We start from the raw sequence: 20081 nt of genomic DNA, 5'->3' as shown, positions 1-20081 counted from the left end.
CCTTACTTTGTGTTTAAAAGCTTATGTTTATAAAAAATCATGGTATAATTGGTATGCATTATTTATATAAAGCTTTTTAGATACTCGAGGAGGTTGAACCATGCAGGTAGATAAATTGGTCGAAAAACGTGAAAAACATGTAATTGCAAGAGGCGATTTAGCAAGAAAAAGGGTTGAGATAGGCAAAGGCGAATACCTTTTTTTGATATTAGTTGGATTTATAACTTTTGTTTTTGGGTTTATTTCTTTGGCAGTTTATGTCGGTGTTATGTATTTAGCACCAATTGTCTCTAATTTGACTGGTTTGACTTTTCTTGATTCAAGATTTCTGTTGTTTGTTTTAATAGCAATTACAGTAAGTGGTTTTTTCACAAGTACTTATCCTTTTTCTAAAGCGATTGGTGGGAATGCTTCTTTTCACATAATTTTAGCGTTTATGATTTCAGCTGCGGCTTTGGGTGTCCAAGTTTACAAGCTTGCTTTCACAGGTCCTACATGGATAGGCATAGATCTTTTAGGCGAACATGGAAATAATATTCAAATGATGTATCTCTCAGCTATTTATTTTGCGTACAATTTGATATTGCTTGCTTTGCAATTTACAGTGTTAAGAAAAGAATTTTCGCACCAGGAGTAAAACAGTATGAGAGTACTTGGAATAGTTGTAGAGTATAATCCATTTCATTTTGGACACTTGCATCATCTTGAAGAAGCAAAAAAGCTTATAAATCCAGATTATGTTGTTGCGGTGATGAGTGGCAACTTTTGCCAACGTGGTGAACCCGCGATTGTAAATAAATTTGCACGAACAGAAATTGCTTTGAAAAATGGTGTTGACGTTGTTTTTGAGTTGCCTGTTGTTTATGCTATTCAAGATGCTGGTGGTTTCGCTTTGGGCTCAGTCGGCGTTTTAGATAGAACAGGGGTTGTTACCGATATAGTCTTCGGTAGTGAGAGTGGAGATGTAACTTTTCTTAGAAAAGTTGCTAATCTTCTCACTAACCAAACACCTGAGTTTGAGAAAACTTTTAAGAGACATTTGAAGATGGGATATTCGTATCCAAACGCAAGAAAGTACGCTTTGATGGATGTTTTGAGTAACGATGTTGAGAAATTGTCAAAATCTAACGATATACTGGGAATAGAATACATCAAAGCCTTAATAAAGTATTCCAGTGATATCCAGCCGCATGTTATCAAAAGAATTGGTGCTGACTACAATGATGAGCAATTTAAAGGGAAATTTTCATCTGCGAGCGCGGTGAGAAAGGCTATAAAAGAGAATAAATTTGAACAAACGAAAGAAGCTTTACCGGAATGGACCTTCAAAATTCTTGAGCGAGAGTTTTCTGAAGGTAGGGGGCCAGTTTTCCTTGAATATTTTGATTTTGTTATAGCGATGTTTAGGAAATTAAAACGCGAAGATTTTGAAAGGATTTATAGTTTTAACGAAGGACTCGATTTGAGGTTTTACGAAAGCGCAAGAGAAAGCGGAAACTTGCAAGATTTTGTTGAAAGAGTGAAAGCTAAAAGATTTACATATTCACGCATTAGAAGAGCTATTTTTCATGTGTTGTTTGACATGGAAAAGTCTTTTGTTGAGTTAAGTAACGAAAAAGGACCACAGTATTTGAGGGTCCTTGGTTTTACCAAAAGGGGAAGAGAGTTGTTGAAAGCGATGAAAAAAAATTCAAAGGTGCCAATTATTTCAACTGCGTCTTTGTATAGAAACGTGCTTGAAGAAGCAAAGAAGAAAATTGCCGAAGGAAAGGTTAGCTGGGAAATCGATGAGTCGTTATACATTTGGCAATTTGAGAGAGATTTGCTTGCAAGTGATATATATACGTTTTTGTATCCAAATAAGTTTCAGCGGAAAGCTGGCATGGATTTTGAATACAAAGTTATTGAGATGTTAGGGTGATTCTTTTGTCAAACGAAATTTTGATTGTACCGAGTGAAAAAGAAACTAACATAGAAGGTTACTATTACATACCTGATTACGATGTCCTACCATATGAAAATCTAAGACCTTCCTGGTATGTCCGTTCAAGAAGAATTTACGCGCTTTATCTTGCTGTCCAGGGTAAACTCAAAGGTATTGCAACGTTGAGGTCTTTACTCCATTATGTTATGAAACCTTCAGAGTTTAAGAAGTATGTCTATCATTTGAAACCTGGTGATGAGCTCTCGTCACCAGAAGAATTATTTGCAAAACTTGGTTATGAAAGGGTTTTTAATGTACGTGAAGGTGGCACATTTTCCATTCGTGGCGAAATAATAGATTACCTTGGACCAGATAATATGCCCGTGAGAATTGAATTGTACGGTAATTTAATTGAAGAAATTAAAAGGTTTGATTTGAAAACACAACGAAGCCAAGAAAAGCTTGAAAGTGCGTTACTTTTGCCGGCAAGAGAATTTGTTGTTGAAGAATTCAAAAAAATAGAAAAATTAGAGCCTATAGATGAGCAGTTAACTGGAAAATACTGCGATGGTACGTTTTTGGATTACAATGTTAATTTTTATATATACAATAAGAAATCTGTTATCGAGCATTTTTCATCTTTTGAAAGGGAATTGAGAAATTCTATACAGGATATATATCAAAAAGACGAATACAAAAAATTTGGAATAGTAAGCTACGAAGATATTCTTTTGAAGGCTCAAGAAATTGAGCTAAAACAGCCAATAACTCAAGAAAAGTTATTGATAGAAGAAGAGTATATTCCTTCAGCTCCTGTTTTATCTGAAGATGAGCTTCAGGTTGGTGATTTGGTAGTTCACAAGAGATATGGAATTGCCCGCTTTACAGAAATAAAGAAGGTTGAAACGATTTCTGGTGCAAAGGAGTTTCTTGTTTTGAATTTTGCAGATTCGACTTTGTACGTTCCAATAGAGAGAATCGATTTGATAGATAAATATATCGGCGATGATGTAAATGTTAAGTTGGATTCTTTAAAGAAAGGAACATGGTCAAAGAAGGTATCAAAAGCGAAAAGAAATATAGAGACGATTGTAAGGGATATGCTTTTAATACATTATATTAGAAATAATACAACTGGAGTTGCTTTGCCTGGTGACTCTGAGCTCGAAAGTGAGTTTGCGAAGACGTTTCCGTATATAGAAACGGAGGACCAGTTAAAAGCTATACAAGATGTTTTTGAAGATCTTGTAAGTGGAAAACCTATGGATAGGTTACTTGTTGGTGACGCCGGATATGGAAAGACGGAAGTAGCAATTAGAGCTATATTTCGAGCAATTGTCTCAGGTAAACAAGCGGCATTGTTAGCTCCAACAACTGTTCTTGCAAGACAACATTACGAAAATATCGCTGAAAGATTTAAACCCTTTGGCATAAAAGTTGCGCTGCTTGATAGATTTGTGACAAAGAAGGAAAGAGAAGAAATATTGCGTGATGTGAAAAACGGAAAGATAGATTTACTCATTGGCACGCATAGTATCTTAAATAACGTGGTTTTCGCTGATTTAGGGCTTGTTGTAATTGACGAAGAGCAAAAATTTGGTGTTGAACAGAAAGAGAAGTTCAAAAAGCTTAGAGTAAATGTCCATGTTTTATCTATGAGTGCTACGCCGATACCAAGGACACTTCACATGGCACTCTCTGAATTGAAAGAATTTTCTGAAATTAAAACACCTCCATTTGGAAGAAAGGAAGTGCAGGTACATATTGGACCTTTCGACGATAGGATTGTTAGGATAGCGATACTTCGTGAAATAAACAGAGGTGGACAAGTGATTTATGTACACAATAGAGTGAATACGATATACGATGTGTACGAAAGGTTAAAAGAGCTTTTACCTGAGGTATCGATAGTCATTGGTCACGGTCAACAATCTAAAAGCGAATTGAAGAGGGCAATCGATATGTTTTTCCATGGTAAGGCGGACGTTCTTTTGTGTACTACAATAGTTGAAAATGGCGTTGATGTACCAAACGCAAATACGTTGATAGTTGATGATGCTCACAGATATGGACTTGCTCAGTTATACCAGCTTAGGGGAAGAGTTGGAAGGAGTGATAAGATATCTTTTGCGTACTTTTTCCATCCAAAGCATGTTAACGATAAGGTACTTGAAAGGTTGTACGCGATAAAGTCTTACGTTGGACCTGGAAGTGGATTGAAGATAGCGATGAGAGATATGGAAATTCGGGGTATTGGTGCAGTATTTGGACTTGAACAACATGGTTATATTAACGATATCGGTTTGAATTATTATCTTGAATTGCTTGATGAAACAATAAAAGAAAGCAAAGGTGAATTGATTAGCAAGGTAGATACGGAGTTAGAAGGTATACCTGGTAGTATAATAATACCAGAAGCCTATATATACGATCCCTTCGAACGTATGAGGTTTTACAGAAGAATAGCTTCAGCAACAAGTATTGATGAATTAATGGATATAAAACTTGAGTTAGAAGATAGATTTGGGAAGATTCCAAACAGTGTCGAAAACCTTTTGAAGTATGGAATGTTACGTGTACTGTTATGGAAAATGGGAGTTAAAAAGGCAACTATTGGAGATTCCACGATAGTCGTTGAATTTAAGAATGGATTTTTTGAAAAAATTTCTGAAAGGTATATATACAACGAAAAGGAAGATAGCTACATATTTTTCTGTGAGGTCGAAGAGGTATTGGAAAAGTTCTCAACGGTTTATGCTAAATGATTAGTCAAATATATAGATAGAGTTTAGTAAAGTGTAAATTTGGAGGTTTAAATATCAGATGAGAGCCTATGGATTTGTGCTTGAATCCTATGGAAAGTATGTAAAGGTAAGAACAAAAGATGGAGAGTTTATAGTAAAGAGTGATAAGAAACCTCCAAAGGAAGGAACAAAGATTGAAGTTAAGGACTTTGGAAAAGGTGATTATTTGGCGAAAGTTGTTGCCAAAAAACCCGGTGAGTTTGAAGAACTTCCTAATGTAAAGTTTGTCGAGATTTCCGAAAGAATTACTTCTGGTTTGAAGTTTAAGCACATGAATACGATTTCTGTAGCCGTTGCTTTGTTTCTTGAAGAAATATCAAAGAGAATAGAAATAAGCAATCCATTTATTTTGAGAATTCAAAAGCTTCTTTCCGGTAAAGATTTGGATGATGAAGATAGAAAATTTGAAAGATATTTGAATGTGTTGTCTGGTAGGTACGGTTTGAAAAGTGATAGTGGAACAATAATCTTTATGGATAGAAAAACCAGTACATTTCATGTTTTTTTAGAAGCCAACAAAATTTTTGGTAAGGTTGAAGACGGTATTCAAAATTCCGTGGTTTTGTATTTTGAAAAATTTCCAGAAAATGTACAGTATCTGGAAGAATCTTTGAGAAAACATTTTCAGATAGTGTCTATAAAACTTGAAGGTTTTTCAGAGGGAGCGTATGTGTGAGTATGAGTACAGATATGAATTCGAAAGATGATTGCACGGAGAAGTTAGCCGTTGCTTTAAAATATCAAATGGGGAAGGATTTTGCTCCCTTTGTTGTAGCTAAAGGGAGGTGTCAGTTGGCCGAGGCTATAGTAAAGAAAGCAGAAGAGAACAATGTTCCGATCGTTAAATCACCAGATTTGGTTGAAGAACTTTTCAGGCTTGATATATTGGAGATGATACCATCAAAATTATATGTTGCAGTTGCTGAGGTACTCGCATTCGTACAATTACAAAATAGAAAATAATAAATATTATTTCCAGGAGGTGATATTTATGAAAAAGATATTTACGATTATTATTTCGATTACTTTGCTTGCGGGTGTATTTGCTCAATTCAGTTTTCAAATAATCATCGGTTTTGGAAACACTCCAACACCTAACATAGATAGTTTAGGAGATTACTCAGTAATTATATACACAGGAGAACCATTCGCAACAGTTTATATAGATGAGGCTTTTGCGGGAAAGACAGATACTTTTGGAAAGCTTGTTGTTCAATTTTCTTCAGAAGGTTATCACACTGTATGGGTTGTAAGTTCAAATCAGTACATAACATATGAAAGGGTTATTTTTAAAGTTGAAAAACAACCAAAGTACGTTTATGTTTTTGGTACGGGTCTTGGAAAGCTAACAGTGTTTTCAAACGTTTACCCTGTGTATGTTTACACACTTGATGGAAAAGGAGCCGGTGTTATCGAAAAACGCGGCGATAGTTTGTTAGTACCTACTGGAAATTATAAAATCAGGCTTGAATCACCTGGATATGAAACATTGGAAAGCCAAGTGTCAATTGCGTACGCTAAAGAGACGCCAATTTGGGTTGAGTTTAAGCCATTACCGTTTAATTTGGAACTTATAGTAAAACCTGAAAAATTCTCACCGAATGGTGATTGGAAAGATGATGAGTGTTACATTAAGATTTATTCTTCAAGAAGTGCAGAAGGGACACTTCAAATAACTGATTTTTCTGGTAAAATAGTATTAGAAAAAAGTTTGACTGTTAAACCCGGAACAACTGAGATAAAATGGGACGGTGGAGGAAATAAGGACGGTACATATACCGTCAGTGTTTTGTTATCTGATGGTATCAACCGAGTTGAAAAGAAAGCTAATGTAATTATAGACACAAGCACGTATACATACACAAAAGAGATTACTTTGACTTTTTTGGCTGTATTTTTGGCGATAATGGGATACCTGATTTATACAAGTGTAAAATAACGGATAGTGATGGTAAAGTTGGAGGTGTAAGTTGTGATTACTTATGAGATGAAACAACGAATCGATGAGCTTAAGAAGAAGTATGATGATATTATCGAAGTTTTTCACCCTGAAAATAAGAAGGAAAAGCTCAAAGAACTTGAATCAGAGACGTTAAAACCAGATTTTTGGAACGACCAAAAGAAAGCTCAGCAGATAAATAGAGAAATTCAGAGGATTAGAAGGATAGTCGAAGACATGGAAAAGATTAAAGTTTTGTTTGAAGATATTGAAGTTGGTATTGAACTTGCCGAAGAAGATCCTTCTATGCAAGAGCATCTGGAACAAATAGTTGATGAAGTTGGTGAAAAGATAAGGGAATTTGAATTAGCTTTGATACTTAATGGAAAATTCGATGGTTCTAATGCGTATCTTTCTATACACCCAGGTGCTGGGGGTACCGAATCGCAAGACTGGGCATCTATGCTTTTAAGGATGTACATGCGTTGGGCAGAAAGAAAAGGTTTTTCTGTAGAATTGGTTGATTATCAAGAAGGCGAAGAAGCGGGTATAAAGAGTGCGACGCTGTATATAAAAGGTGATTTTGCTTATGGATATCTTAAGTACGAACGTGGTGTACATAGGCTTGTGCGTATTTCACCTTTTGATGCAAATAAGAGAAGGCATACGTCTTTTGCTTCTGTAAACGTACTCCCTGAAATAGAGGATGATATAGATATAGAAATTAGACCAGAGGATTTAAGAGTTGATACGTACAGAGCAAGTGGTGCAGGTGGACAATACGTTAACAAAACGGAGTCTGCGATAAGGATTACTCACTTGCCAACAGGTATAGTTGTTACATGTCAAACGGAACGTTCGCAGTTGCAAAATAGAGAAACAGCTATGAAGATGTTAAAAGCACGGTTATACCAACTTGAACTTGAAAAGAGAAGAAAACAGATTGAGCAAATTCAAGGAGAGTTAAGGGATATCAGCTGGGGAAATCAGATTCGCTCTTATGTCTTCCAGCCGTACACTATGGTTAAAGACCATAGAACAGATGTTGAAACTGGAAACATCGAAGCTGTGATGGACGGAGAAATTGACATGTTCATCGAAGCAGAATTAGTTTACTATGCTAAGCTTGGAATAAACGAGTAAATTACGGGGAGTGGGATGTGATGGCGGGTAAACAGAAAGTATTTGTTGTAACTTCCGGTAAGGGTGGAGTCGGTAAAACGACTTTCACTTCTAATTTAGGTTGCACACTCGCGAAAATGGGTGAGAAAGTTTGTCTTATAGATGCTGATATAGGTCTTAAGAATCTTGACGTTGTTTTAGGTTTGGAAAACAGGATTATATACACATCGTTCGATGTTGTCAATGGTACTGTTTCGGCAAAAGAAGCTCTTGTAAGACATAAGCAATTGAAAAATCTATATCTTCTTGCAGCATCACAAGTTGCAACTAAAGAGATGATGTCTCCAGAAGATATGAAGAGGATCGTTCAAGAGCTTTACGATGATTTTGATTACATACTTATAGATTCTCCTGCCGGTATTGAAAGGGGATTCAGGAACTCCGTTGCACCTGCAGAGGCTGCATTTATTGTTACGACTCCAGAATTACCTGCAATCTCTGATGCCGATAGAGTTATTGGATTACTTGAGAATTATGGATTCTCCGAAGATAGAATGTATATTGTCTTAAATAAATTTAAACCACACATGGCAAAACGTGGAGAAATGTTGGATAAAACAGATGTTGAAAAAGCTCTTGCAATGAGGATTATCGGTGTAATTCCTGATTCGGAAGAAGTTATTATCGCAACGAACAAAGGAATTCCTGCTGTACTTGAAGATGGGGTTGTAATAGGAAAGAGTTTTGAGAATATAGTGAAGAGGGTTAAGGGGGAAGACATACCAATAGAAGAAGACCTCAAAGGTGTTTCCAAAGGATTTCTCTCTTCATTACTTTCTGTATTTAAGAAGAGGTGAGAGCGATGTGGATTATCGATATATTCAAGAAGAAAAAACACAAAAATATAAAATCTCCAAAAGAGGAAGCTGCTGAAAGACTTGAAACAATGCTTACAAGAAGAAGAGAGATAGTGAGAATGATACCCGTTGAAGAGTTTGAAGCTAATTCCGAAGAGATAAAATACGCAGTGATCGAAACAATAGCAAGAAAATTCAACATACCACCAGAAAAGGTTAAGGTGGATTACCACGAACAAAATGGTTACGTTGTAATCGTAACAAACGTTAATTTCAAATGATTAAATATAATTAAATCAACTAAGAAAGAGGTTGAGAGAATTTGAGAAGAATAGTTGTTCTTTTATCTATTATTGTTATAGTTCTGGTTTTGTTCAGCAGCTGTGGTTTTTTACTGAGTCAACTGATTACAGGAACTAATCAAAGACAGTATAATGTACAATTTTTTATTAACGGTTTGCCAAGAGAATTCTTAAATTCCGGTATCAGTGAATTTCAAGATGTAAAATTTCAAGATGTAAAAATCGATGAAACACGTATAGAGATTAAAATCTCTATAGGAGGTGTTGATTACAGTATCTCTGAAACTAAAATTTCGTCATTTGTTAATGGATTTGGTGGTACTTTTAATGCTCAAGAGTCTAAAAACATAAGTATCGAAGGAACTGTCACTATCAGATACAGTACTGATACTTCTTTTGAATCAACGGAAGTAAGATTGAGCTTTCCTAAAAGTACTTATACTATTCCAAATAACTCAAAGAATTTTTACGTAGTTTTTGACGTTCCGTATAATAGCAATGTTCCAACGATAAGAATTATCGATTATCCGTATACTTACAGATTCATTCTTGTTACCTCAGATGAGGAATTTGTTAAAATAACAGATGGAACAAATGAATACAAATTATTCACAAACGAACTCTCTGGAAAAAAGCAATGTACTTTTGTTACTGAAAGAGGAACGACAAAAATTTATACTTTTGAATCTGAAAAAGGAGTTTTAAAATCAGGGACTCCTAAACAGGTTGGCATTACACCAGACTATGAAGAAATTGATTTGAAATAGTTTTGAAAACACAAAGAGGTGTCCTAAATGTGAGATTAAAAGAAAAAAAACAAAGAAAGCAGTTGAATATCATTATACTTTTCTATATTGTTGTGTTTATAGTATTCCTTGGTTACTTTCTCACAAGTTATCTTAGGTATAAGGCTATACTTGAAGAATATAGAACTATAAAAGAAGCTTACGAGAAAGAAAAAAAGGAACTGAAAGACAAAGAAGAAACTTTAAGAAAATTGGAAAGTATCATCAAGGCACTCGAAGAAAAGGAGGCAAGTAATACAAGCAATGAAATATCACAATCAACAGATACATCAAATAACATTCCATCAGACTCAAAAATATACTAATAAAGTAGTTATAACTACATCGCATAAGGCATCAAATGAAGCTGTCGGACTTGCAAAGTTTTTATCAAAAGAATTTTCCATACCTTACTATAATAGAAGGCATGTCGCGGAAAGAGTTAAAAACGGAGAAATTGATTTTTATTATGTTGTTGATAATAATCTTAATCTTTCGATTCATATAGGTGATCAGAAACTTTTCTTTCATCCAGGTATAGCAAAGATAAGGATGGAGAATTATAAAAGAGATGGTAGAGATTATCTCATAGAAGCTTTAAAACCTGATGAAAACGATGTCGTTTACGATGGAACATTTGGGCTTGGTATGGATGCGGTATTTATGGCATATTTTGTAAAAAAGGTTGTTGGGACAGAAGTCTCACCACATATATTTAGGGTTGTTTCCTATGGCCTCAAGAAATACGTTTCAAAGGAAAATTGGATAAATGAATCAATTAAAAAGATAGAACTTTACAACGAAGATATGAAGGAATTTATCAAAAAACAACCAGATAAGTCATTTGATATTGTTTATTGCGATCCAATGTTTGAAAATCCTGTTTTTGAAAGTTCTTCACTCAATCCTATAAGACCTTTCGCAAGCTATGATACGATAAATGATGAAACAATTCAGGAAATGATTAGAATAGCACGTAAGAGAGTTGTAATAAAATCCTTAGAAAGGGATAGATTAATTGATAAATTGAATATTAATTTTAGTAGAATAATTATGAGTAGGAAGAATGGTCTAGTGTTTGCATGTTTGGATCTTTAACGTTTTTATATTTTTCATATTTCGGATTTTGGAGGTGTCAATTGTGGGTTTTTTCGATAAGCTAAGAGACGGACTCAAGAAAAGTAGAGAAAGTTTTTTTAACAAGATAGGACAAATATTGAAATTTAAAAAGTTTGATAAGGAAACAAGAGAAGAGATAGAAGAATTACTTATACTTGCAGATGTTGGTGTTGAAGCAACGGAGTATATCATTGAAAAACTTGAAGAGATGAAACCAGAGGATGCTTTTAGCGCGTTGAAAGAAATACTAGTTGGTATATTGAAAGGTAAAAACGAATTGAATGTGCCATCTGAAAAACCTTTTGTGATAAGTCTTGTAGGTGTGAACGGTTCTGGTAAGACAACAACTTGTGGAAAATTGGCATCGATGTTTAGAGGTGAAGGTAAACAGGTAGTTATAGGTGCGTGTGATACATTTAGGGCAGCAGCGATTGACCAATTAAGAGTTTGGGCAGATAGGTCTGGCGCGACTTTTATAGCACATATGGAAGGAGCCGATGCTGCTGCAGTCGCGTATGATGCTGTTAATCATGCGATTTCAAAAGGAAAAGATGTCGTACTTTTAGATACAGCAGGAAGGCTGCATAATAAAAAGCATTTGATGGATGAACTTCAGAAAGTAAACAGAGTTATTCAAAAGTTAATGCCGAATGCTCCTCATGAAGTATTGCTTGTACTGGATGCAGTTACAGGGCAAAATGGTCTCCAGCAGGCTAAAATATTTAAGGAAGTTGTTAATGTAACAGGAATTGTTCTGACAAAACTTGATGGTACGGCAAAAGGCGGTATTGCTATTGCAATTGCGAAAGAATTAGGAATACCAATCAAATTTATAGGCGTTGGAGAAGGGATAGATGACCTTAAACCGTTTGACCCTGTGGCTTTTGTTGAAGCCCTTATGGCAGGGGATGAAAACGATGCCGGATCTTTGGGATAAAAAGTACGTTTGCCCAATTTGTGGGAGTCAGGTTGCGAGTAAGAAAGTTTTTACAGATAAGGTGAGGATAAAAGAATACGATCCAGATATGAAACCAAATTACGAAGGTGTTAATGTACTTTTATACTCTGTGGTTGTATGTAATCAGTGTCATTATGCGGCACTTGATACCGAGTTTGAGAATCATGTTTCGCCGATTTATCTTGACCAAATAAGGGAGATACAAAGGAAGATTAAAATACCAGACAATGTATCTTTTTCTGCTGAACGTGACCACAGAGCAGCTATTTTATCTTATGCTCTTGCAGCGTTATTTTACGAAGCAAAAAAGCAACCGTGCAGAACTGCAGAGATGTATTTACGAATCGCATGGCTTTATAGGGAACTAAAAGATAAAGAAAATGAATACAAAGCTTTAGCAAGGTCATTATTGAGCTTTGAAGAATGTTATTCTAAAGCAAATATATCTGAAGAGAAAGAACCAATGGTGCTATTTTACCTCGGAGAGCTTTCTTACAGACTTGGTAAGATGGAAGATGCAAGAAGGTGGTTTTCTATATTGATTAATAAATATAGAAATTCTAATTCATATTATGTTAAGGCAGGGAGAGATAGATGGCAAGAAATAAAAGAGTAGGTATTTTAAAAACGATGATTCTTTTCCTTCTTTTCATTATATTTTTATTGCTTTATGGCTGTTTCCCTCTAGGAAATTATTTTGAGCTCTCCATGAGAATTGAAGAATTAGAGAGTAGGGTTGATAATATAGAACAATCCTATGGCCAGAGTGTTTCTGATAAGATAAAAGGAGATAAGGAGATTGTTGGGATAAAAAATAACATTTCTGAAATTAAATCAAATGTAGAGATGATTGATAAAAAAGTTGTAAATTTAAACTCTCAAGTTATTAATTTGAATGATAAGGTTTCAAGCTTGCAAAAGGATGTATCCGCCATAAAAGCAGATTTACCTAATGTGAAAGCCAATTTGAGTGACCTTGAAAAGAAATTAACTTCGACCAATAATTCTATGACAAAATTAAGTAATCAAGTAAGTGATTTGGACAAAAGGTTGGGTAATTTGGAAAATAAAACGGTTAGTGATATATCCACTCTGTCTAAGAGAATTACTACACTTGAAAACAATAACTCTTCAATAAATACTAAGCTATTCTCAATAGAAAATCAGTTCAAAGTTATTGATAATATTAAAAAGGATTTAGATGTCTTAAGCGCCCAAATAAGGGAATTAAAAAGTCTTAGTCAGCTAAGTATTCAACAGAGCGATATAGAGTTTATTAAACAGCTTCAGCAAGAAATTCAAGATTTGAAAAGTACTATTCAATCAATGTCGATAGAGGAACTTTTAAAGATAAAAGAAGGGTATATATACTATTTAGTTAAATCCGGTGATACTTTGAGTAGTATAGCCAATGCGTACGGTGTTAAAGTTGACGCTCTTTCTCAAGTTAATAATATTACAGATCCCTCAAAGATAGCTATTGGGCAATTGATAAAAATTCCTGTTAATGACCCTTCTAAATATTATAGAGTGCCTGTTAAAATAGTACCCTCTGATATTTTAAAGTATCATGGTCAAGAAGTAAATGGGAATAAAACTGTAGGTATCGATATATACGCTAGAGGTCAAGATGTTTATCCAATTCTTCCAGGTAAAGTTATAAGTGTAGATAGTTACAGAGTAACCATAGATCATGGAAATATGATTATGGCTGTTTACGATGGTATCAACACAACGGTTAAACAAGGAACCTTTGTCACAAATAACAAACCACTTGGTCAATGTATCGACGTTTTTCATTTCGAGCTTTACATAGATGGTGAACCTAGAGATCCTTTGAGACTCTTTACGGAATACAAAGGGATTTTCACAGTTACATTTTATTCTGAGTGGGACGACGGAAAAGTGCCTTCACATCCAACATTCAGGATTGCAAGAAACGGTAGAGTTCCAAGTAGTTTTAGGACAATAGCGGTTGATCCTACAGTTATACCTTTAGGTTCACTTGTTTATATACCTACGCTTAGTAATGTTGTTTTTATAGCCGAAGATACTGGTAGCGCTATAAAGGGTAATAGGATAGACGTTTATGTAAGTGATGTTAGATTGGCTCTTAATCAGGGTATTTCCGCCCACCCTGTTTATATTCTTTATCCTCAAAAGAATGTACAATAATGTGTTTAAGAAATGAGATGTAAACTTTAGTGGAGGCGAACGTCTTATGGCTATAACGATGAAGAGTGAGTATGCTATTAAAATAATGATTTTGATAGCAGTTGAAAATAAAAGGGTTAACGCGAGGGAAATTGTTAAGAAGTGTCGTGAAAGGCTTCCCCTTGAATTTGCTGAGAAAATATTAGCTGATCTCGCACGAAATGGTATATTACATGCTTATAGGGGTCGTGGTGGCGGTTACGAACTTGCAAAAAAACTTGATGAGATAACAGTTTACGATGTCGTTTCATCGGTTGATAATCCAAGTGATACTATAAAATGTTTTGTTGATATAAATGATAAAGCAACCAGTCCTGAAAGCTGTACAGTTAACAAAATTTGGGAGTCTGTTTTGGAAAAGATGCAGGAAATACTCAAATCTATAACTTTAAAGGAACTTACTGAAGATTACCTAGCGAGGTGCCAAAGTTGAGTGCTAAAGTAGGTGTTTTGCTTAGTGGAGGAGTAGATAGCGCTGTTGCTTTATATCTTTTAATTGAAAAAGGTTATGAAGTAACTGCTTATCATATGAAAACTGTAAGAGATGAGTTGTATATAACAAAGCAGATAAAGCATAAAGTCTGTTGTAGTCCGTCTGATACACACGATGCACAGTTAATAGCAAAGAAATTTGGCGTGCCTTTTAAGATAATCCATGTTGAGGATGTGTTCAAGGAGAAAATAATAGATTATTTCATATCCGAAAATCTTGCGGGTAAAACACCAAATCCTTGTTTTTTCTGCAATGATTATATAAAGTTTGGATTTGTTATGGATGTTGCGCTTTCAGACGGTATGGATTTTGTAGCATCAGGTCATTACGCAAGGATATTAAATGGAAAGCTGTACAGAGCTTTGGATAAAGAGAAAGACCAATCGTACTTTTTAGCTTCAATAAAGAAGGAAAAACTCAGCAAAATTTTGTTGCCAAACGGTGAATACAGTAAGGAAACAATTAGGGATATAGCTGAAAGAGCTGGGATTCATGTAGCTAAAAAGATTGATTCTCAGGATTTGTGTTTTCTTCCAGATAACGATTTTAAGTCTTTCTTTGAAGAGCGTGGTGTTAAAATCGATCCTGGGAATATAATCACAAGTGAAGGAAAGATAATAGGTAAACATGAGGGGCTGCCATTTTATACGATTGGGCAAAGAAAACTTGGAGTGGCCGCTGGACAAAAACTTTATGTTAAAGCAAAAAATGTGGAAGGGAACTTTATAGTTGTTTCTCCACTTGATGAAGTGTATCAAAATGAAATGCGAGTTAAAAATTTAAATATATATGTAGATTTACCTGATGAGTTTTTGGCAACTGTAAAAATACGCAAAAAGTTTAAGGAAGTTCCTTGTCGTGTGGAATATTTAAAAGATGAACTGAAAGTACAATTCCTCGAACCAGTTTTTGCTGTCACCCCCGGACAAATAGCTGTGTTTTATAACGAAGACGAAGTGCTTTGCTCAGGAGTTATAGAATAAAATAAAAATTTTACTGTTGTTGTTTATTGTTGACTATTCGAAGGAGGCGATTAATTTGATAGAGGTTATGATTTCAAAAGATGAATTGAGAAAAAGAATAAGGGAAATGGGGAAAGAAATTACGGAATATTATAAAGGCAAAACCGATACATTACATGCTGTATGTGTTTTGAAAGGTTCTATTCATTTCTTTAGTGAATTAGTTCAAAATATAGACATGAATGTTGAGTATTCGTTTATACAAGTTTCAAGTTACTCTGGTGTTTCATCTACTGGAAGAATAAGGGTTAAAAGTTGGATAGACGAACCCATAGAAAATAGGCATGTAATCGTTGTTGAAGATATACTTGATACAGGATTAACACTTTCGTATGTGCTTGAGTACCTTAGAAGGTACAGACCTGCAGATTTGAAAGTGGTTACTTTGCTGAAAAAACTTGGGCGTAACCCTCAAGTTACACCAGATTTTGTAGGTTTTGAAATCGAAGATAAATTTGTAATAGGTTACGGACTTGATTACAATGAGAAGTACAGAAATTTACCTTACATAGGTTGGGTAAAGGGAGACATAGTATGAAAGGTTTTCTCTACGCTCTTGTAATATTTCTCGGTATTGCTGCCGCGCTCTTTATTTCCGGTGTATGGATTGAACTATTTATAAAATTTCTTTTCATACCTACGGAGAATCCAGTTAATATTCTTGTGCTTGGATTAGATAAAGACATTTCTGGTACTAGAAGAACCGATGTAATTCTTGTAGCAAGTATTGACCTTGATAAAAAAACGATATTGATTTCCAGTATACCAAGAGATTTGATTATAGATGGTAAAAAAATAAATGCGTATTATCAATCAGAAGGACTTGAAAATTTTAAAAAGCGTATAGAAGATTTAACAGGAATAGAAATTAAACGTTATTTTATAGTCGATTACGATATATTTAAATTTCTTGGTGACGAACTTGGACCTATTGAAGTCTTTGTCGATAGACCCATGCATTACAAAGATGTAGCTCAAAATCTCGAGATAAATTTTTCACCCGGATATTATAAAATGAATGGCAAGGAATTGCTAGCATACCTGAGGTTTAGGAAAACAGCGGAGGGCGATATAGGTAGGTTGGACAAACAACGAGTCATAATTGAGAAATTAGCTCAGAAAGCTCTTCAGAAAAATATTTTCTCACTTACTGCTCTTTACAAGGAAATCCGTGAAAGAACGGAATTAAATATAGAAATTGGCGAAATAGTCTATATGTTTTCAAAGATTAAAAATGGATTTAAATTGGATAGTGCAACCTTTCCATTTAATATAGGAACAGATGGAAATTTGTATATCGATGAAGCAAAGTTGGATAAATATAAGGAATCTTTGCAGTTAGGAGAGAAGAAAACACAAGAAACTTACAGATATTACGTTATCAATAATACTTCAAAAAGGAATCTAACAACTTTAAGTGTGATTGAGAAATTGTTTAAAGACAAGGGTTATTCACCAAATAAGATATTCTACGATGGTGTAGATGTTGATTTTAAAAACGATACAGTATTAATTTTGAGAAAGAATGAGGGATTGAAGATTTACGTTGAAGAGATGATTGGGAAAGTTTTTAAAGATAAGAAGTTCGATATAGTCTTTGTCGATGATAGAATAGATTATATCAGTAAGTATCTTTCAGTTATTGGAGAGCTTACAAAAAGTGGAAGACAGGTTCTTTTCCCCATAGATTTTATAGTAATCTTGAAAAATGATTCGACGATTTTAACAGATAAATGATAATATTAGAACTGTTAGGGAGTGAGTTTTTTGAGAAATTATTCAAACTTTTATAAAACGCTCATTGTAATATTTTTACTATTCATATCTTCTTTGCCAATTAAGATGTTTTCTCAGGAAAAAAATGAAGGCATTAGTGTTTACGGGTTTATTGAAAAAATGGCTGGTCAACGTGATTTTTCTATCTCTGTTAAGTTGACCTTTGAAACATTAGATGGTGAGAAAAGGAAAGTCTTTACTACTGCTTTTGATATGAGAGTTGATAATTTGGAAAATTTTAATTTTAAAATGAAGCAACCTGAAATTTTAGATGGAATCGTTATAAATTATAATGTTATTTCTAAGAAAATCGAGTACGTTTACAAAAACATAAAAACATCAGAAATAGCTAAAGCTGAGACCACTCAAATTGGCGAGATTGTTCAGAATATTACGGATTTCCTCTCATCTCCGCTCTTTGACGCAAAGGAATATAAAGATTACGTGGAGTTTAGACCGAAAAATTTTCAAGTACTTTCACGTTTTGGAGTTCAACCTATAATAGTTAGAATGTATGTTAAAAACGATTTACCAGAAAGAATAGAAATAACTAATGATAAAACCGATGAAAAAGTAACCTTAAAGTTTGAAAAGTTCATTATTGGAAAATAGGGGGGATTAACATGTCAAAGTCGAAATTTTTTATCATTTTTCTGACGTTATTTTCTACCGCAATTTTTGCATTTGTAAATATTGGTGTAGGATATGGAATAAACAACAATAACTGGGTTGTTCGTGTAGGTTACGAAGATAATATGTTTTCGTTAAATGGGAATTATTTTGTTAATTTAGAATGGGGTATAGATGGTTCAATATTATTCGAAACGCCGTTGGGCGTTTCAACGGGTCCGATGATAGGGATAGTTAACGATTTACAAAACAACAAAATTTACATGAATTACGGAGGATTTATAGGTTACAAGTATAAAGGGCAATTCGATATAAAACTTGCTTTTTTAATGGAATATGGTAGCAGTTTGAATTTTTTAGATAATCTTTTTGCAAGTTTCAGAGCGTACATACCAGATCCGCCGGGAATGAAGATGAAGGATAAACTTTATGTGGAAATGAGTTACTTTAAACAGAGGTTTTATATAGTTGTTGGTTTGCTTGAACCGTTTTAATAATTTAATGAAGTACACTTAGTCTTGAAAGTATTATATTTAATGGTATAATAAGGTTGCTAAGATTTTGGAATGTTATTGTGAATGCGCCGAGGTGGCGGAATTGGCAGACGCGCATGACTCAGGATCATGTGGGGTGACCCGTGCGGGTTCAAATCCCGCCCTCGGCACCAAAAGGTGAGTTTGTTTTTTTAGTTTTTTAAAAGCTTGGGTCGGAAATATAAAACCGACCCGGTTTTTTTGTAAAGTTTAAACGGAAATAACAAAAATATACGTTTGGTGGTGGAATTTTGGAACAGGTTTCTTTTTATTCTTATAACTTGCTATGTGGCAAAGCTGAAGAGTTACGCCGGTATCTTGTTGATTCAATAGTTTCAGATAACAAACTTTTTGTTGTAACTTTAAATAGTCAAATTTTTTTAAGAGCTCAACAAATTCCTGATTATGATGAAGCATTAAGGCATGCCACATTTCATTTACCTGATGGATCTGGAGTTGTTTGGGCCGTTAAACGCCACTGCAATGTGGTTACTGATAGAGTACCAGGAATTGATACTATGCTTTATTTATGTGAGGAAGCAAAGAACAGAGGTTGGAAAGTTTATCTTTTGGGAGCAAGACCGGATGTAGTAAATAGAGCAGCTGAAAATTTGAGAAATAAAGGGGTCAACATTGTTGGGTACCATCATGGATATTTTGAAGACCAAACGCCTGCGGAAGAAATAGAAAAATTAAAACCAGATTTACTATTCGTTGGTATGGGCGCGCCAAGACAGGAACTTTGGATTTACCAACACATGCAATTACCATTTAAGTTGGCAATGGGAGTTGGAGGTAGTTTCGACGTAATTGCCGGTGTTAAAAAGAGAGCTCCTAAATTTTTCCAAAAGACACGTTTAGAGTGGTTTTACAGATGGATAACAGAACCAATATCAAGGTCTCGCGTGCCTTTAGATGTGGCTAAATTCTTTTTCAAGGTGGTGCTTGATGGAAAAGACGGAAATTGTAAGAAAATACGTTGAAAGGTTGATAAAATCACCGATTAATCTTACTGCTTATAAAGATCTTGATGAAGCAATGGCATTTTTGTATCTTGATTCCGTGCTACCGGTTAAATCAGAAGATATTGGAGAGTTGTTTTTAGACATTGGAACTGGTGGAGGTGTACCTGGCGTTTTTCTTTCGATTGAATTTGATAAGAAGGGTTTGTTAGTTGATAGTATATGTAAGAAAGTACATTTTATCCAACAAACATGCAAAGAACTTGGAATCGAAAAAGTAGAAACATTATGTGCGCGAGCCGAAGAATTGAAAGAAAAAGGTGCTTTTTTTGAAAAATTCGATAGTGCCGTTTCTCGTGCTGTTTCAAAAATAGCAACAGTTCTTGAGTTAACAGCTCCTTACGTTAAAGTTGGTGGAAAGGTACTCTTGTACAAAGGACCCGGATACAACGAAGAACTTGGGCAATCTGTTAATGCGATGAAAGAACTTGGTGTTAAATTATCCGAGGTAAGAAAATACTCAATACGTGGCAAAGATAGATTTTTGCTGATTTTTGAGAAAATTTCTCATACGCCCGATAAGTATCCAAGAAGGGTTGGCCTTCCCGAAAAAAGGCCAATAAGATAAAGGGGGTTAGAAT

23 protein-coding genes and 1 tRNA gene are annotated in these 20081 nt (G+C 34.7%); all 24 read left to right on the top strand.

Annotated elements, in window-relative coordinates; all coding sequences use genetic code 11:
- The first annotated feature begins 100 nt into the window (after nt 1-100).
- The 24 genes from AS161_RS03705 (at nt 101) to rsmG (ending at nt 20068) form a co-directional block, all read left to right on the top strand.
- A complete protein-coding gene (locus AS161_RS03705) occupies nt 101-637 on the top strand; it encodes a hypothetical protein (RefSeq protein ID WP_164541834.1) in 537 nt (178 codons plus the stop codon).
- Nucleotides 638-643: 6 nt separating this feature from the next.
- Nucleotides 644-1921 (top strand): nucleotidyltransferase, encoded by a 1278-nt coding sequence (locus AS161_RS03700; RefSeq protein ID WP_011994881.1) that lies wholly within the window; start codon nt 644-646, stop codon nt 1919-1921.
- Nucleotides 1918-4689, top strand: a complete 2772-nt coding sequence (locus tag AS161_RS03695) for a DEAD/DEAH box helicase (protein WP_164541833.1) — start codon at nt 1918-1920, stop codon at nt 4687-4689. The genes AS161_RS03700 and AS161_RS03695 overlap by 4 nt, the downstream gene beginning before the upstream one ends.
- Nucleotides 4690-4747: 58 nt before the next feature.
- Nucleotides 4748-5404: a hypothetical protein gene (locus AS161_RS03690; protein WP_164541832.1), complete on the top strand. Its 657-nt coding sequence runs from the start codon at nt 4748-4750 to the stop codon at nt 5402-5404.
- A 2-nt stretch (nt 5405-5406) separates the two neighbouring features.
- The gene (locus tag AS161_RS03685; RefSeq protein WP_206518766.1) at nt 5407-5691 is read left to right on the top strand and encodes an EscU/YscU/HrcU family type III secretion system export apparatus switch protein; all 285 of its coding nucleotides are present in this window, start codon (nt 5407-5409) and stop codon (nt 5689-5691) included.
- Nucleotides 5692-5719: 28 nt separating this feature from the next.
- Nucleotides 5720-6667: a PEGA domain-containing protein gene (locus AS161_RS03680; protein ID WP_164541831.1), complete on the top strand. Its 948-nt coding sequence runs from the start codon at nt 5720-5722 to the stop codon at nt 6665-6667.
- Between the two features lie 33 nt (nt 6668-6700).
- On the top strand, nt 6701-7810 hold the full coding sequence (prfB, locus tag AS161_RS03675; RefSeq protein ID WP_164541830.1) for a peptide chain release factor 2: 1110 nt from the start codon (nt 6701-6703) through the stop codon (nt 7808-7810).
- 20 nt (nt 7811-7830) lie between these two features.
- Nucleotides 7831-8646 carry a septum site-determining protein MinD gene (gene minD, locus AS161_RS03670; protein WP_164541829.1) on the top strand — a complete coding sequence of 272 codons (816 nt, stop codon included), beginning with the start codon at nt 7831-7833 and terminating at the stop codon, nt 8644-8646.
- Nucleotides 8647-8651: 5 nt separating this feature from the next.
- Entirely contained in the window at nt 8652-8927 is a 276-nt protein-coding gene (locus AS161_RS03665) for a trigger factor (protein ID WP_164541828.1), read from the top strand.
- A 41-nt stretch (nt 8928-8968) separates the two neighbouring features.
- Nucleotides 8969-9715, top strand: a complete 747-nt coding sequence (locus tag AS161_RS03660; protein WP_164541827.1) for a hypothetical protein — start codon at nt 8969-8971, stop codon at nt 9713-9715.
- A gap of 29 nt (nt 9716-9744) precedes the next feature.
- A complete protein-coding gene (locus AS161_RS03655; RefSeq protein WP_011994890.1) occupies nt 9745-10059 on the top strand; it encodes a hypothetical protein in 315 nt (104 codons plus the stop codon).
- Complete coding sequence (locus AS161_RS03650; protein ID WP_206518760.1) at nt 9998-10831, top strand: class I SAM-dependent methyltransferase; 834 nt, start codon at nt 9998-10000, stop codon at nt 10829-10831. Before AS161_RS03655 ends, AS161_RS03650 begins: the two co-directional genes overlap by 62 nt.
- A gap of 43 nt (nt 10832-10874) precedes the next feature.
- Nucleotides 10875-11789 (top strand): signal recognition particle-docking protein FtsY, encoded by a 915-nt coding sequence (gene ftsY / locus AS161_RS03645; RefSeq protein ID WP_164541826.1) that lies wholly within the window; start codon nt 10875-10877, stop codon nt 11787-11789.
- Nucleotides 11770-12426: a DUF2225 domain-containing protein gene (locus AS161_RS03640; RefSeq protein WP_164541825.1), complete on the top strand. Its 657-nt coding sequence runs from the start codon at nt 11770-11772 to the stop codon at nt 12424-12426. The genes ftsY and AS161_RS03640 overlap by 20 nt, the downstream gene beginning before the upstream one ends.
- Nucleotides 12405-13985 (top strand): 3D domain-containing protein, encoded by a 1581-nt coding sequence (locus AS161_RS03635; RefSeq protein WP_164541824.1) that lies wholly within the window; start codon nt 12405-12407, stop codon nt 13983-13985. The genes AS161_RS03640 and AS161_RS03635 overlap by 22 nt, the downstream gene beginning before the upstream one ends.
- A gap of 46 nt (nt 13986-14031) precedes the next feature.
- Entirely contained in the window at nt 14032-14457 is a 426-nt protein-coding gene (locus AS161_RS03630) for an Rrf2 family transcriptional regulator (protein ID WP_011994895.1), read from the top strand.
- Nucleotides 14454-15500: a tRNA 2-thiouridine(34) synthase MnmA gene (gene mnmA, locus AS161_RS03625; RefSeq protein WP_164541823.1), complete on the top strand. Its 1047-nt coding sequence runs from the start codon at nt 14454-14456 to the stop codon at nt 15498-15500. Before AS161_RS03630 ends, mnmA begins: the two co-directional genes overlap by 4 nt.
- A 55-nt stretch (nt 15501-15555) precedes the next feature.
- Nucleotides 15556-16077 carry a hypoxanthine phosphoribosyltransferase gene (gene hpt, locus AS161_RS03620; protein ID WP_011994897.1) on the top strand — a complete coding sequence of 174 codons (522 nt, stop codon included), beginning with the start codon at nt 15556-15558 and terminating at the stop codon, nt 16075-16077.
- Entirely contained in the window at nt 16074-17276 is a 1203-nt protein-coding gene (locus tag AS161_RS03615; RefSeq protein ID WP_164541822.1) for an LCP family protein, read from the top strand. Before hpt ends, AS161_RS03615 begins: the two co-directional genes overlap by 4 nt.
- A gap of 30 nt (nt 17277-17306) precedes the next feature.
- Complete coding sequence (locus AS161_RS03610) at nt 17307-17927, top strand: hypothetical protein (RefSeq protein WP_164541821.1); 621 nt, start codon at nt 17307-17309, stop codon at nt 17925-17927.
- Nucleotides 17928-17938: 11 nt separating this feature from the next.
- Complete coding sequence (locus tag AS161_RS03605) at nt 17939-18439, top strand: hypothetical protein (RefSeq protein ID WP_164541820.1); 501 nt, start codon at nt 17939-17941, stop codon at nt 18437-18439.
- A gap of 88 nt (nt 18440-18527) precedes the next feature.
- Nucleotides 18528-18612: transfer RNA gene (locus tag AS161_RS03600), tRNA-Leu, on the top strand.
- A 117-nt stretch (nt 18613-18729) separates the two neighbouring features.
- Nucleotides 18730-19461, top strand: a complete 732-nt coding sequence (locus AS161_RS03595; RefSeq protein WP_164541819.1) for a WecB/TagA/CpsF family glycosyltransferase — start codon at nt 18730-18732, stop codon at nt 19459-19461.
- Entirely contained in the window at nt 19427-20068 is a 642-nt protein-coding gene (gene rsmG, locus AS161_RS03590) for a 16S rRNA (guanine(527)-N(7))-methyltransferase RsmG (protein WP_164541818.1), read from the top strand. Before AS161_RS03595 ends, rsmG begins: the two co-directional genes overlap by 35 nt.
- Nucleotides 20069-20081 lie beyond the last annotated feature (13 nt).

This window comes from Fervidobacterium sp. 2310opik-2 (assembly GCF_011057735.1).
Lineage (GTDB): Bacteria > Thermotogota > Thermotogae > Thermotogales > Fervidobacteriaceae > Fervidobacterium > Fervidobacterium nodosum.
Note: the sequence above shows the minus strand (reverse complement) of the source record. Positions and strands in the feature narration are given on the sequence as shown.